We start from the raw sequence: 16,491 nt of genomic DNA on the forward strand, positions 1-16,491 counted from the left end.
TACTAGAATTTATAACAATAGTGCGTAAAAAACGCACAAAAATCAATTTAAGGTGCTGAAAGAGAAAGAAATTGGGCCAAGGACGAACTCTTCGCTCTTGGATTTCTAGATTGATGGAAATCGCACCCCAATAGAGTTTGATGGGCAAATTAAAGGACATAATTTCCATGCAGGGTAGTCAAGTTGAACGAACGATTCGTGGTATTTTAGGTATATCCGACTGTTATCTTCACAAGATAAAAAATACTGCTGGTCAATTACAATCAATTTTATATTTTGTCGCTGAAGAGTCTCATAATTTAGCTGAGTTACAATCCACAGTTATAAAGCTGCTTGCCGAGCAAGATAGGCCAGATTTTTGGGTGCCGATTAATACCTTGCCTTATAATCTAGACGGCGACGTTGATGTTTTCGCACTTGAAACGTTAAGTGTTTTCGACCAGCAGGGCTTAGAGCATAATTTGGCCAAGTGCCAAGAGCAATTCGAACAACAAGATGTTGTGGCGATTCTGGCTTCAGCAAGCAAGCACACCCCACCTTTGTATCTGGACGATTTAATTCAATATCCAGTCTCCCAAATTGGTACCAATTTACACAACAAAACGATTCGCTCTGAAGCTATCAGTGATGGCCAGAAGTTAGCTATTAGTGATGGAGGCAGTTTAACTATTCCCGCCAATTCCCCAGAGGTTTTAATCGATTGTCTAGTGCGGTCAGCAGCAGAAAGCATTCCAAAGCAGATAATTTCATACAGCAACTTAGAAGAAACGTCTTACGATTATAAGCAACTGCTCGCTCAGGCAAGCCGTGTGTTAAATGGCCTTCGTCAAAACGGCTTTGAGCCAGGTGAGCCGATCATTTTCCAGTTCCGCGATAATGCTCAATTTTTGGTTGCATTTTGGGGATGTTTGTTAGGAGGTTTTGTGCCTGTGCCCATGGCCGTTCCTGCCGATTATCAGGTTGATGAAGCGGGCATTGAGAATCTGCAGCGAGTCAGTTTAATGCTAGGCGAGGCTGCTATTATAACCAGTGCCGATCTGTTCAATGAAATAACTAGCATGCCTTGGCCTGAGGGCAGGGCAAGTCTGAAGGTCATAAACTACACTGATTTGCTAAATTGCACTGCCGCACATAATTATCATCAAGCTTCGGCTGATGATGTAACCCTCATCATGTTGACTTCGGGGTCAACAGGCGCCCCTAAAGGAGTCCCCCTAACCCATAAAAATCTAATTTGTCGTTCGATTGGAAGTATTCAAGTTAATGGGTTTAGCCAGCAAAGTCGCTCTTTGAACTGGATGCCACTGGATCATGTGGCGGGTATTATTTATTTTCATATCCGTGATGTTTATTTAGGTTGCACTCAAATTCATGTGGCTGCCCCAGACATTTTGCAAGCGCCACTAAAATGGTTGGATTTGCTAGAGCGCTATCAGGCTACCGTGACCTTTGCTCCTAACTTTGCGTTTGGTTTAATAGCCGGTTTGAGCGATGAAATCGAACAACGAAAATGGGATTTATCTGCCCTTAAGTTGGTGTTAAATGGAGGTGAAGCAGTAGTTGCAGCAACCGCTAGGCAGTTCTTACAACTACTGCAAGCCTCTGGATTGTCGAAGCATGCCATGTGTCCAGCATGGGGAATGTCTGAAACCTCATCTGGCATAACCTACGCCCGAGATTTCGAATTACACAGTACCAGTGATACTGATACCCACGTGTCAGTTGGCCCCCCGATCCCAGGTGACACTATGCGGATCACTGATACCCAAGGGTGTGTACTTAAAGAAGGAGAGATAGGGCGGTTACAAGTGAAAGGTCACACGGTATTTGCAGGTTACTATCAAAACGAAGCCGAAAATGAAGAAGCATTCACCGACGATGGGTGGTTTAACACCGGTGATTTAGGCAAATTAATCGATGGAAAGCTAACCATAACGGGTCGCGAAAAAGACGTCATCATCGTGAATGGCGTGAATTATTCTGGTCCGGGGATTGAGAATATTGTTGAGGACATTGAAGGTGTCACACGGTCATATACAGCCGCTTGTGCTGTTGCCGATCCCCGTTTGAATGGCGCTGAACGCCTAGCAGTTTTCTTTGTCTGTGAAGGGGCTTTAAGTGCAAAATTAATCCGCAATATTAAAGGCCAAATCACCAGTAAAGCTGGTGTAAGCCCTCATTATATAGTGCCACTTGAAAGTACAGATATCCCTAAAACCTCTATCGGCAAAATTCAGCGTACTAAATTAAAAGCTGCATTTGAAGCTGGTGAATACCACCAACAGATAAAATCGGCAGATATTTTGTTGGGCAATCATTGTTTACCTGCGTGGTTCTATCAATTGGAATGGCAGCGCAGCAATCCCCATAATGCTTATGATTTGGCTATGCAGCAGGTAGTTATATTAGGGGATGAATCTCATCTATGTCTAGAGATCAGCAAAGGACTTGCGGCTCTCGGTGCAAGACCAATTTTAGTCAATGCGGGTGATCAGTTAAATTTACATGACGTATCGCATTATCAAATTCGCCCGGATTGTGCGACGGATTACGCTGAGTTATTTGACGTCTTGGAGGCAGGTGGAAAGAGTATTCAACAGATCTTGTGTCTATGGCCACAAATAGAGCAGTTTCAATCAAACGCACACAGTGCCTCAGCACATTTGCATTGTGCCATATCAGCATGCGCTAACGGGCTCTCCAGCCTAGGGGGCCTTGCTAGCAAGAAGCAGTTAGCTATTATCAGTGACGCAGCCCAGCCACTGAGTGGTAGCGCAATTAATCTGGCTCATTCAGGATTGCCGGCGCTAATCAAAACCCTCAGACAAGAAATTCCGCAGCTAAACTACCACCTTGTCGACCTTGATTTTAGCCAAGCAAATTTGGCTGACATAATTTGCTCGGAATTAACAGCTAGTCGCGATGGGCGAGATATCGCATGGCGCGATGGTTTGCGTTTTAGGTCTGGATTAAGCCCTTGTGTTTTGACCAAAATCCAGCAAGACCCATTATTTGCCGAAAAGCCCTCAGGCTTCGTTATCTCTGGCGGGACAGGAGGGATTGGTCAAATATTAACAAAAGTCCTGCTGCGCTCAACCTATGCCCAGGTTCTAGTGTTAGGCAGCACCACACAAGAGCAACTCGCCTTTAAACATCAAGCATTTAACTCTCTATTAAAGAACCACCATCACTTGAAGTATGCCAGTGTTGATTTGACCGACTCGGTCGCCACGGCTTCCGTTATAGAAGACTGGTTAAACAGCCAGCCGATTGAATTAAAAGGGGTATTTCATTTAGCGGGTAATTATCATGAAGTAGACCTAAAAAATGAAACTGCTCAAGGCTTTCGCCAACTTGAATCAGTTAAGTTAATGGGAGCCTTATCCTTAAGTCAGATTGTGGCGAAATATAGTAATGCGTATATGGTGAACTTTTCATCAACCGCCGGGGTGTTTGGTGGTGCATTGATAGGCTCCTACGCTGTAGCAAGTTGCATGCTTGATGCAGTCTCGCATAAATTGCGCGCAAAAGGCGTGAGGTGCTTTGATATCAACTGGTCCTCTTGGCGTTCTACTGGAATGAGTGAAGGTAATCTTGCCATCGATGCCTTACGATCCAGAGGGATTCTGGAATTAGATATTGAAGCGGCGCTAAATAGTCTTCGATTAATCTTGAATCAGCCCGATCCAGGTCAATTTATTGTAGGATTAGACCCCGATAACGAGGTAATTGGTCTATTAAATCAGCAAGTCGAAAACAGGCTTTTGCCAGCGGTCTTTGTCGCGGGTGAGCAGGATAGTGATAATCTACAGGTTGAATTTCAAGACGATTTTGCTCATAAACTACCAGCTGCGGTATTTTATGTAGAGCATATTCCTCGACTGGAAAACGGGGATGTAGATTACGCCGCTTTGGAGGTTGTCGCTTGCCAAGGAAACTCTGAAATTATTGCTGCGCAGACCCCAACACAGAAAGCCTTAGTGGATATATGGAAAAAAGTGTTGGCTATTGACACTGTGAGTATTCATTGGAACTTTTTCGATGTAGGTGGGCAGTCTATCACGGCGACGAAATTAATTGCCGCGATAAGTAATCAATTTGCCGTGCAATGGACGCTAAAAAATATCTTTGGCGCGCCAACATGCCAATTGCAAGCCCAGGCTATCGACCAGGCTTTGCAAAACAGCCAGTCTCAACATGTCGATATTCCAATGTTAGAACGCTCCAAACCAATACCATTGTCCTCTGCCCAAAAGAGATTGTGGTTTATTGAACAACTCGATATTTCGACCAGCGGGTATAATGTAACGGCCTATATTGGTTTCAATTCAACCCCTGAAGTGGCCAAAATTAGAGCCTGCCTGAATGAAATTGTTGCTAGTCAGGAGAGCTTAAGAAGCGTTTTCCCATCTCATCAGGGTGTACCTCAGCTAACTGTTTTAGAAAAATTGGATATCAATATTGGTCAACTGTCTGTGAATAGTGCGAGCCAATTTGAAGCGGCATTGATCCAACTTGGCAGTCATCATTTTGATTTGACCTCTGGACCTTTAATGCACGCAACACTGATTGATCACAGCGGCAAATTTTATTTGGCGTTGACCTTACATCACATTATTAGTGACGGCTGGTCAATGAGTGTGTTGTTTAAGCAATTTGAACAACTTTATTGCAGTCCGTCCCCTTTGACACTTCCAATCAACCCCGTTCAATATGCAGATTACGCGGCCTGGCAACAAAGCCGCCTTGAATCTGGAGACTATGCTTCTCAACTACAGTTTTGGCAAAGCACACTCAAAGGTGGGTTGTCGGGTTTTACTATCCCAACAGACTATCCACGACCCCAAGTGCAGACGTATTCGGGTAAACGACTGGTACAGCGAATCCCGACTCTGTTGAGTGGTCAAATTCAGCAATTTTCTACACAACAAAATGTCACTCATTTTGTCATGATGTTAAGCGCGTTTAACGTTTTGCTATATCGTTACTCTCAGCAGCGTGATGTGCTGATAGGCACGGTCGTGGCCAACCGGGACTATGCGGAAATCGAAAATTTGATTGGCTTTTTTGTCAATCCAGTAGTGTTAAGGACTGTCGTTGAACAAGGCATCAGCTTCGAACACTTACTGCAGAATGTTAAACAGACCACCTTAGATGCTGTGGCCAATCATAATATTCCATTTGAATATCTTACCGATAAACTCCAGCCTCCGCGGGATACCAGTCGCTCACCGCTATTTCAAATTGCATTTGATTTCAGAGACCCGAATTTAACCACCAGTCAATCTGCTGATTTGGCATTTTCAGTAATGGAAGCAGACCTTGGCACATCCAAATATGATCTGCATCTAACCCTCGAGGCTACAACCTCAGAAATTATAGCCTATTGGGAGTTTAATACAGACTTGTTTACCGCTCAGAGTATTGAATTAATGGGGGAGAATTATCAACGTATACTCGAAAGTATTGTTAGTCGCCCTCACCAACTTGTCGATAGCATAGATATATTATCTCCCCGCGAAATAGCTTTATTAAAGCGCCGCAATCAGACAGACGCTAAATTTTTAGATGACAAATGCATGCATCAATTGTTTGAGTCCATGGTGTTGCGGCACCCTGAGCAGGCTGCTGTAGTTTATGCAGGGCAGTCTATGTCTTATCAACAACTGAATGCTAAAGCTAATCAGTTAGCGCGTAAATTAATGGCAAGTGGGGCAACTAGTAATAGCATCGTCGCAATATGCATTGAGCGATCACTAGATACCATTATCTGTGTGCTTGCGATTCTCAAATCGGGAGCGGCTTATCTCGCTCTAGATCCCTCTTATCCGCAAAATCGTTTGGCGTTCATGCTTGATGATTCAAAGGCCAATATCTTGCTAACTCGCAGTGCCTTGTCCGAACGTTTTATTGAGCATGATATCAATATAGTGCATTTTGATGATGCACTGTCCGTTAGTGAATTTCCTACACATAATCTTAAGCATGGAGTTTCGCCCCATGACTTGGCTTATGTCATATATACATCAGGCTCCACAGGAACACCAAAGGGAGTCCTGATTGAGCATCGAGGTTGGTGCAATATTGCTCAGGCCCAAATCGATACATTTGGTTTGCGCCAAGGTATGAAAGTACTGCAGTTTGCCTCAATGAGCTTTGATGCCTCAGCTTTTGAGTTGGCGATGGCGTGGGGATCCGGTGGTACGTTATTCATGGGCGCAAAAGAAGATATTTTACCCGGCCCAGCATTGGCTCATTTCCTTGAGAAACATCAAATAGAAGTGGTTACTTTACCTCCGACTGCTTTAAACGCATTGCCTGATGTGTCATTACCAAATTTGCAGGTTGTGACAGTCGCTGGGGAAGCTTGCCCTGAGTCATTAGTTAAGCGATGGGCGAACTCGCAACGCCGTTTCTTCAATCTCTATGGCCCAACCGAAACCACTATTTGGGCAAGTTACGCGGAGTGTTTTGCTACTGATGGTGGTGTGCCTGTAATTGGTCGCCCTGTGGCAAATACACAACTGTATATTGTTGATTCACAGTTAAATCTGCTTCCAGCCGGTATGCCTGGCGAGCTTTGTATAGCCGGAGTAGGGTTGGCGCGAGAGTATTTATCTAGACCGCAATTAAACGCCGAACGATTTGTACCGAATCCTTATTCAAAAACTGCCAATGCTCGGATGTATCGTAGCGGCGATTTAGTCCGTTACCGAACCGATGGTGCGATTGAATTTCTTGGGCGAATCGACCATCAGGTCAAAGTGCGTGGATTCAGAATAGAACTGGGTGAAATCGAGTCATTATTGCGGAAATTCAACGGCGTAACGGAAGCTGTTGTAGTGACGCATCAAACCTTGGATAGTGATATTCAGCTAATTGGTTATGTTAGTGCATTGGATCCAGCGACGCTTGATCCGCAAAGTATTCGTGAGTTTTTAAAACAATCTTTAACTGACTATATGGTGCCAGCGCAAATTTTCGTATTACCCAGTTTACCCCTTAGTTTGAACGGAAAGGTGGACAGAAAAGCCTTGCCTACTCCTGAGTCTTTGCGGGCTAGTACCGAACGTGTTGTTACAACTGCTAAGTCTAATATGGAGACCTTAATCAGTGATATATGGAAGAGCGTATTGTCAATTGATGCCATCGATGTGCAGCAAAATTTCTTCGATATTGGCGGCCATTCTCTCAAAATGGCTCAGGTGCAGACCCTTTTATCCGAATCGCTCAAGCAGAATATTTCCTTAGTTGATTTGTTTCAATACACCACCATAAAAAGTCTCGCTGCCTATCTTGATGAATTGCAAAATGGTTCACCTGTGAAGGCAACCTCTGCACAACTTACGCAGCAAAAAAGTAAAGTAAGCGGACAACAACGATTAGCAAAAATGGCTGCATTGAAAAAACGCCAAGGAAGATAAAATGTCGGATAATGAAGACAGGTTTAATGGCTTTGAAATTGCCGTTGTGGGTATGTCATGTCGCTTTCCAGGGGCCGATAATGTTGACGCATTTTGGCGAAATCTCAGCAACGGCGTGGAATCTATTCAACGCTTCAGTCAGCAAGAGTTAATTGATTTAGGCCATGACCCCGAAGTGGTCAGGCAATCCAATTTCATTCCTGCCCATGGCGCAGTAAACCATTACAACACCTTTGATGCTAGGTTTTTCGGTTACACCCCTCGAGAAGCGGGGGTGATGGATCCACAGCAACGACTGTTTCTCGAATTAGCTTGGGAGGCCTTGGAAAACGCAGGTTATGCGCCTAAATCAATGCAAGTTCCGGTCGGTATTTTTGCTGGCACCAGCACTAATACTTATCTCGAAGCCAATGTACGTAAAAATCAGCAAGTGCTTGCCGCCATATCAGATTTTCAAGCCAATGTTTTAAATCAAAGTGATTTCTTGGCAACCAGAGCAAGCTATAAACTTGGTCTGAGCGGTTCCAGTTTTACCATTCAATCTGCGTGTTCGACATCATTGGTCGCCACCCATGTGGCTTGCCAGCAGTTAATTTCAGGATCTTGTGATCTAGCATTAGCTGGTGGCGTGTCTATAACATTACCGCGAAATTGGGGATATCAATATCAAGAAGGCATGATCTATTCGCCAGACGGTCATTGCCGTGCATTTGATGAAAAAGCCAGTGGCACATTAAAAGGAGATGGAGGCGGTATTGTTGTATTAAAACGATTGGCAGACGCGATAGAGGATGGCGATCATATTGAAGCTATTATTCTAGGGTCTGCCTCAAACAATGATGCCCAAGCTAAAGTTGGTTTCACCGCGCCTGGATTGGATGGTCAGGTTGATGTTATTCAAACAGCATTATTAATGGCGGACGTAGAAGCGAAGTCAATCTCAAACATTGAATGTCATGGTACCGGCACCCCTATGGGTGATCCTATAGAAATTGCGGCGCTGACCAAAGCATTTGGGCCTGATGTAGACAAGAATGTTTGTGCTGTGGGTTCGGTAAAAACAAATATTGGACACTTAGACGCAGGTGCAGGGGTTGCGGGTTTAATCAAAACCGTCCTAGCTCTAAAGCATAAAACCTTACCGCCAAGTTTGAACTTTAGTCATCCCAATCCAGTTATTAATTTTGAACAAACTCCCTTTTATGTAAATCACAGTTGCAAGCCGTGGCAAGCAGGGCCTTTTCCAAGAAGAGGTGGAGTCAGCTCATTCGGTATTGGTGGCACTAACGCGCACATCATATTGGAAGAAACACCAGAGGACTTATTAATACCGCTCGAAGCTGATCCGGAAGCTAGTTATCTACTCGGTTGGTCGGCTCAAAGTAAGGCTGCGTTAGATGATTATAAGCAACTTTTACTTGAGGCTCTTTTATCAACAGATTGCCCCAGCATCAGGAATATAGCCTTTACGCTGAATATTGGACGAGAGCGATTCTCCCATCGACGGGCAATGATTTGTCAAAACACTCAGCAGGCAATTGACATTCTTAGCTCACCGAGCTCACCGAGTTTAGTGACCGCACAAAGCTTTGGTGAATCTTCCAGTATTGGTTTTATGTTTCCTGGGCAAGGTTCCCAGTATGTCAACATGGGACGTGGCCTATATCAGAATGAACCTGTGTTTGCCCAACAGGTAGACCTATGTGCCAGTATGCTACTGGCCCATATGGAGGTGGATATTAGGCATATATTGTATCCAGAGCTTGGCGGACAAGTGGACCATGCAACTGATACTTTAACCCAGACCGCATTTACGCAACCAGCGCTGTTCGTGATGGGCTATGCCTTAGCTAAGTTGTGGCAATCTAAAGGTATCCAGCCTGCGGTTGTGCTAGGTCATAGCATCGGCGAATATGCTGCAGCCTGTGTAGCGGGTGTGTTTAGTCTGGAAGATGCATTATTGTTAGTCGCCAAGCGAGGGGCAATGATGCAGTCATTACCCGCAGGTGATATGTTATCAGTGCGTTTGTCTGCTGCACAAACCCGCCCATATTTATCTGAGGCACTTTCTATTGCTGCAATTAACTCCCCTGAGCTCTGCGTAGTGTCTGGCCCGGCAAACGACATTACTGCCGTTGCCGAATCTTTAGAGCGCCAAGGCGTAACCTGTAAACTACTGCAAACCTCCCATGGTTTCCATTCTGCCATGATGGAGCCGATGTTATCCGAATTTGAAAACCTGTTGTCTACTTGTCAGCTAAATTCTCCAAACATTGAGATGATCTCGACAGTTACCGGCAAACTCGTTGCCCCAGAGGTGGTGACAACTAAGCAATATTGGCTCGACAATATTCGTCAGCCGGTTGATTTTGCCGCAGCAGCACAAACGCTACTCGCGCAATCAGGCCAAGTGTTTATCGAGTGTGGTCCTGGTAATACATTGAGCTCATTGTTGCGAGCTTGTGCCGACAAGCCTGCTGAGGTGAGTTGTATTAACTCATTTCGACATTCGTTGGAAGAGGTTGGCGATGATGTGTTTTTCAATGCTGCTCATGCGAAGTTATGGACTTATGGAGTTGAATTAGCTGAACCATTAATGCCTACTTCGGGTCGGCGCGTGCCCTTGCCAACCTACCCGTTTCAACGAAAGCTATGTTGGGTCGAGCCTCAGCAGCATAGTCCTGCGGCCAATTTTAATACTCAAAAAGTTAACGTTGAGCAAAAAATGCCACTGCATCAATGGTTTTATGCGCCGACTTGGCAATCGCAAAAATTGAACTTCAAAACACCAATCACTGATCCTCAACAACGCTGGTTAGTATTATCAGAGGATGCAGAGTTTCTGCAGCAAATTAAAATCGAATTAGCGGCTCAAAAGATAGATGTTATAAGTATCGCTGAATATAGCAGTTCGGCTTCATTGGCTAATTTGGCCAAGACGCTGGGGGATTTTGTCCCAAACCATATTGTGGTAATCAATACTCGGGAAATCCGCTCTTGTGCTGAACAGCCGCCTGATTCAGCGCCGTTCTACAATTTACTCGCCTTGTTGCAAAGTCTGCTCAGTGTATTGGATTTTAGCCAACTGCAATTCAACTATGTGAGCCGCAATGCCTGTTCGGTTAATCCTCAAACTGAATGTATGCCGCAACGCCTCATGCCACTAGGGTTGCTGCGTAGCCTGCAAGCTGAATACGTAGGTTTAAAGGCGAGGTTTATCAATGTTAATGAACCAGCAATGATCCAAGCGACTGGACTGATAGCAGAGTGCTTAGCAGAGGATGGGCCGCTGTTAATAAATTACCAATTTGGCCAACGCTGGACTCAACAGTTGCAGAATGTTGAATTACCACCGAGTAATACCGCCATCAGCCGACTTAGAGTAGGAGGTACCTATCTTATTACCGGTGGTCTGGGCGCCATGGGTTTGGCTTTTGCTAAACATTTGGCACAACAGTACCAAGCAAATTTGATTTTACTTAGCAGAGAAGCCTTACCGCAACAAAATGAGTGGGATGCATGGTTAGCGCAGCATCCCGAAAGCGATGGGGTTTCAAGCAAAATTCGAGCGGTTAAAGAGTTACAAGAAGTGGCTGCAAATGTCATGTCGGTAGCAGTTGACGTCGCCGATTCTGTCGGCTTAGAGAATGTGAAGAAACAGGTGCTAGAACGCTTCGGTGAGATAAATGGATTGATTCACGCCGCAGGCGTGCCCGGTGGTGGCATTATTGCGACTATGCAACAGCAGACAATACAACAGGTGTTTTCTTCAAAGGTGATCGGAACCTGGAATCTAAATCACACATTTGCAGATATTAAGATGGACTTTATGCTGTTATGTTCATCGTTAACCTCATTTATTGACCGTCCAGGAAGAGGGGAATACAGCGCAGCGAATTACTATTTGGATGGCTTCGCTAACTCAGCAAATCAGTTCACTCAGACACCTGTGTTGAGCATCAATTGGGATGCCTGGTCTGGTAGTAGTATGAGTCAGACTGCTGGCGCTGAAAGTGCGCAAGAGCGCATTGAATCTGACGAGGGAGTAGAAGCATTACTGCGTAGCCTGCAAAGTGGATGGCCGCAGGTAATTGTATCGACCCGCAACTTGTGTCCACCTAATAGTATCGAACAGCCTCAAGAGTCGATACAAGGTTCGGCTAGTAGTATTGAAGTTAAAGAGCATCTGCTTCAATCTGACCAACAGGTTTTTGATCCCAGCCTTACCCCAGCACAACAAATTTTAAGCGCAATATGGCAAGACCTGCTTGGCGTTGATGATTTGTCGATCAGCGACAATTTTTTTGAATTGGGCGGTGACTCTATCGTCAGCTTACAAATGACCTCCCGGGCCGCACAAAAGGGCCTGAAGATTACCGCTAGACAGGTGTTTGAAAATCAAACTATCGAAGCACTTGCCAAATTAGTGGAAGATCAAGTTCAAGCGCATGGTTCGCTCCAAACCGCAGACAGTGACGATCACACTTGCGAGCACCAGCCGCAACAGCTAATAACCGGTGAAACGCCATTGACGCCAATACAGTCCTGGTTCTTTGCCAATGAATTTGCCCACCCTGAACATTGGAATTTATACCATCAATTATCTTTGCCCACACTCATCAGCGCCGAGCAGCTTCGCCTAGTATTGCAGTCCATTGTGTTGCAGCATGATGTCTTGCGTAGTCAATTTATAAAAGTGAGTGATGGCTGGACGCAGAGAGTGCAGGGGGACGAACACAAATTGGAGTTCGAGCGGATTGCCCTTAAAAGTCAAAATCAGCAGGATTTGGATACAGAGCTTGCTGCACTCATCGAGCAACAAAGCGCATCGTTAAATTTGAATGGCGGGAATTTATACCGTTTTGTAATGCTTGATAACCCATTAAATAACGATGTTACCTTGCTCATAGTGATCCATCATTTATTAGTGGATATCGTATCATTTAATATTATTCTTGATGACATGCGAAGTGCATGGCTAGCTGTTAAAGCTGGTCGGCCGGTTAAGTTACCAGCAAAAACCATTTCATTTCAGGACTTTGCAGCAGGCTTACAGCAGTATTCAACTAGCCAGCAGTGTCAGCAAGATTATCAATACTGGCGGGAGTATGAAAATCTCACATTGTTAGGATTGCCGGTCGATTCGCAACATGGTGATAATGCAGTGTCATCCGCCAGCCAGCAAACGTTAATATTGGATAGTGCGACAACAGCCCGTATGACTAAAGGCCTAAGTAAATTGGGCATACAGGCAAAAGACGTCCTGTTGAGTACCCTAGTACTCACCTTAGCCGAATTTACAGGGCAGTCGCGTATTCTTATCGAGTTGGAGGAGCACGGTAGAGATGTGCTGCAGGATGATTATGATGTAAGCCGAACGGTGGGATGGTTTACCAAAGCCTACCCAGTGCACTTCACAGTACCAGCATTCAACCACCCAATGGCATGTGTTTCCAGCGTGCAAAAAATGGCTGAGCAGGCAAGCGAGGTAGGCTTGAGCTATGGATTACACAAGCAGCAATTTAATGCCCAACAAACAACTTCAAATGCTAGCGCCCCTCAAGTGGTCTTTCTCTATCAGGGAAATGTTTTACATGACGAAACCAAGGGCGAATTTACGCCATTAAAGCCATGTCAGGCTAGTCGCTATGCGCAGCAAATTCGAACACACTTGTTAGAATTTAACATCTGGATTGAGCAGGGACAGGCCCATATCAATGTGGGCTTCAGTCATCAACGTCACGAAGCTCAAACCATTAAAGGTGTGCTAGCGTGCTTCGAGAGAATTTGCCTCCACTTGGTCGATACGCTCATGTTAGAACAAGGCTTAAGCTCGAAAGAGGTGACTAGTTCAGATGTTTTAGTGAGTAAAACCGTAGCCTCAAACAACTCATGCCTGCAGTTTCCTTTGTCATTCGCCCAGGAAAGAGTGTGGTTTCTGGAGCAGATTGAAAGCCAATCAACCTTGCATAACAAACATTCGGTATTAAAAATAAACGGTCCTGTGAAAACAGAGTATCTTCATCAAGCAATATCCGAGCTCACAAAACAACATCAAAGCCTGCGAACGACTTTCAATAAGGTAGATGGCGAACCACGGCAATGTGTCCATCCAAACGTTGAAATAGTGATGCCCAAAGTTATCATCAGCAGTGATGAGAAAGGTAGTGTAGAAGATAAGCTGAAATTGCTATCTGAAACGGAACTCAATCAACCTTTCGACTTAGAGCGTGGTCCGTTAATTCGCCTTCGGCTGGTGGAGATTAGTCCAGACAAACATTTTTTACTTATCACCCTTCATCACATCATTATCGATGCGTGGTCTATGCAATTGTTTTTTAATCAATTAGAACGTTTGTACCATGTATTTAGCCTAGATGAATCAACTCATGCCATTGAGAAGCCAAAGCAGTATTCAGAGTTTGTTAATTGGCAGCGTGACGGCATTGATTCCAAGCCTATTGTTGAGAGCTTGGCATTCTGGCGACAAAAACTGCATGGCCTACCAACCCGCATAGAGTTGCCCACGGACCGTGTTCGTCCTGCATTGCAAACCTTTGTTGGAGACAAAGTAGATATCTCATTATCTTTGGATATGGCAGCAAAGCTGCGCAGGTTCTGTGCATCCCAAGGCGTTTCGGTTTATATGGCAATGTTGACAGTCTTTAATATTCTGCTGGCCAAATACAGTGGCCAAACTGATATTGTGGTTGGCACTCCGGTAGCAAACCGTCCACAACGAGCGTTTGAAAGCATTATTGGGCTACTGGTGAATAACCTGGTATTGCGCAGTGATTTGTCTGCTAATCCAAAATTCAGCCAGCTATTGCATCAGGTACGTTCCGATGTGCTAGATGCCAATGAACATGCAAACGTGCCATTTGAGAAAGTCGTTCAAGCGCTTAATCCGGAGCGTGATAGGAGTCAGTCTCCGCTATTTCAAGTAATGATGGTCTTTATGAACGCGCCACAAGGTAAAGCCGGTGTTCAGACAAGTCACGGTGTAAACATGCAGCCAGAGGAAATTCATAATAGGATTTCTGAATTTGATTTGAGCCTATATGTTTATGAAGAAGGTGCCAGTCAAGACGCAAAACATCAATCTTTGACGGCTTGGTTTGAATTTAATACCGCGTTATTCAATCATGAGCGCATCTCCCTAATGGCGGACCATTACATTCATTTGTTAGATCAGGTGTTAGACGATGCGAACGTTGCAATCGACAATTTGCAGTTGATGTCGCCTCTTCAGATCGAACAGCAGGTAAGGGATTGGAAAGGTAAGTCAGTTGAATTGACTGATGTTCACAAATTAGAACTGCAATTGGAGCAATTACTGTGCGCGAGCTTTATTACTCAGGGAACCGCAGAAGCGCTTCGTTGTGGTGACGACATACTGACTTACCAACAACTTGATCTCGACTCTAAAAGTTTGGCTCGCCAACTCCAAACCATGGGCGTTGGTCCAGAGGTGCCGGTAGCCATCTTTATCCAACGTAGCACCGACATGCTAGTCGCGATGCTCGCAGTTTTACGGGCAGGGGGATGCTATGTCCCATTAGATCCAAGCTTTCCTGCCGATCGCATCGACTATATGTTGAAAGACTCAGAGTCCAAGTTAGTACTTACTACAGGATCGTTGCAAAGCTCTCTGCCTGACAATAATTGCCAGTTGTTGATTAAAGAACGTTGGCCCAAATTTGTGCAGCATCAAGATGATATTGTCTGTCATGCCAAACCTGAAAATCTGGCATACGTGATTTATACCTCGGGTTCGACCGGGCTACCGAAAGGGGTGCGAATTGAGCGTCGAAACGTGATCAATTTTTTACTTAGTATGGCTCAACAGCCAGGTTTAGACAGCAAAGATACCTTTGTGGCCGTCACCACTATTAGTTTCGATATTCATGTTCTGGAGTTGTGGCTGCCGCTTATGGTAGGCGCTCGTTTGGTTATTGCCAATTCACAGCAAGCGTCGGATGGACATGCCTTGCTAGCTTTACTTAAAAATAGCCATGCCACGGCGATGCAGGCGACACCAGCAACATGGCATTTGTTACTGCAATGTGGATGGCAACACCCACTCCATATTAAAGCGCTATGTGGTGGCGAGCCACTGACCGAAGCATTGTGTAACAAGCTGATGTCGCTGACCGATTCAGTGTGGAATATGTATGGGCCGACAGAAACCTGTGTGTGGTCATCAGTTGAGAAAATTGTTGATAGTGACGAGCTGATTACGGTTGGCCGACCTATTGCAAATACACAGTTTTATATAGTTGATAAAAGCATGAATTTACTACCCGCTGGGATTTCCGGTGAACTATTAATTGGTGGAGCTGGTGTGGTAAGGGATTACTTCAAGCGAGAGGATTTAAACGCACAGCAATTTGTCTTCAATCCAATAAAGTCTATTGAAACGGGTAAAGTATATCGAACAGGAGATTCAGCCCAGTGGCTAACTGACGGTCGAGTGATTATCAAAGGACGCATTGATAATCAAGTGAAACTACGGGGTTATCGTATTGAGTTGGGTGAAATTGAGACTCGCTTACGTCAACATGAAGATGTCAAAGATGCGGTGGTGGCGCTGCGGGGTGAAGCAGAAAATATACGGTTAGTGGCATGGTTGAAGGGGAATGATAATTCACTTCCAAGTAACGCTTCCTTGCGTGCATTTCTGCAACTAAAGCTACCAGATTACATGCTTCCAGCTGTATTTGCTTGGGTAGACGAATTTGCCATGACACCTAATAATAAAGTCGATCGTAAAGCACTGATAGAGCCTGTTTTTGAGCAGATTAATAGTAGTCAAGAGCACAAAATGCTGACAGACGCCGAGCAATTAGTAGCTAACGTTTTTGCCCGAGTATTAAATGTTCCGCAGGTTGACAGACTCGATAATTTCTTTGATTTAGGCGGGCATTCGTTACTGTCGATGAAAGTAGTAGACCAAATTGAGCAACAATCTGGAGTGAGAATTCATCCAGGGGAGCTGTTTCAACAAAGTGTTGGGCAAATTGCAGCCATGTATCAAGATAGTTTGATTAATGACAAGGGGCAGTAA

2 protein-coding genes are annotated in these 16,491 nt (G+C 44.8%); both read left to right on the plus strand.

Features of this window, described 5'->3' with window-relative positions; all coding sequences use genetic code 11:
- The first annotated feature begins 167 nt into the window (after positions 1-167).
- Positions 168-7,424: a non-ribosomal peptide synthetase gene (locus QR722_RS01560; RefSeq protein WP_286285009.1), complete on the plus strand. Its 7,257-nt coding sequence runs from the start codon at positions 168-170 to the stop codon at positions 7,422-7,424.
- A 1-nt stretch (position 7,425) separates the two neighbouring features.
- Entirely contained in the window at positions 7,426-16,491 is a 9,066-nt protein-coding gene (locus QR722_RS01565) for a non-ribosomal peptide synthetase/type I polyketide synthase (RefSeq protein ID WP_286285010.1), read from the plus strand.

It is taken from the genome of Aliiglaciecola sp. LCG003 (assembly GCF_030316135.1).
GTDB lineage: Bacteria > Pseudomonadota > Gammaproteobacteria > Enterobacterales > Alteromonadaceae > Aliiglaciecola.

Coding starts and splice junctions, on each gene's coding strand:
- QR722_RS01560 (WP_286285009.1), top strand. CDS start 168: ATGCAGGGTAGTCAAGTTGAACGAACGATTCGTGGTATTTTAGGTATA.
- QR722_RS01565 (WP_286285010.1), top strand. CDS start 7,426: ATGTCGGATAATGAAGACAGGTTTAATGGCTTTGAAATTGCCGTTGTG.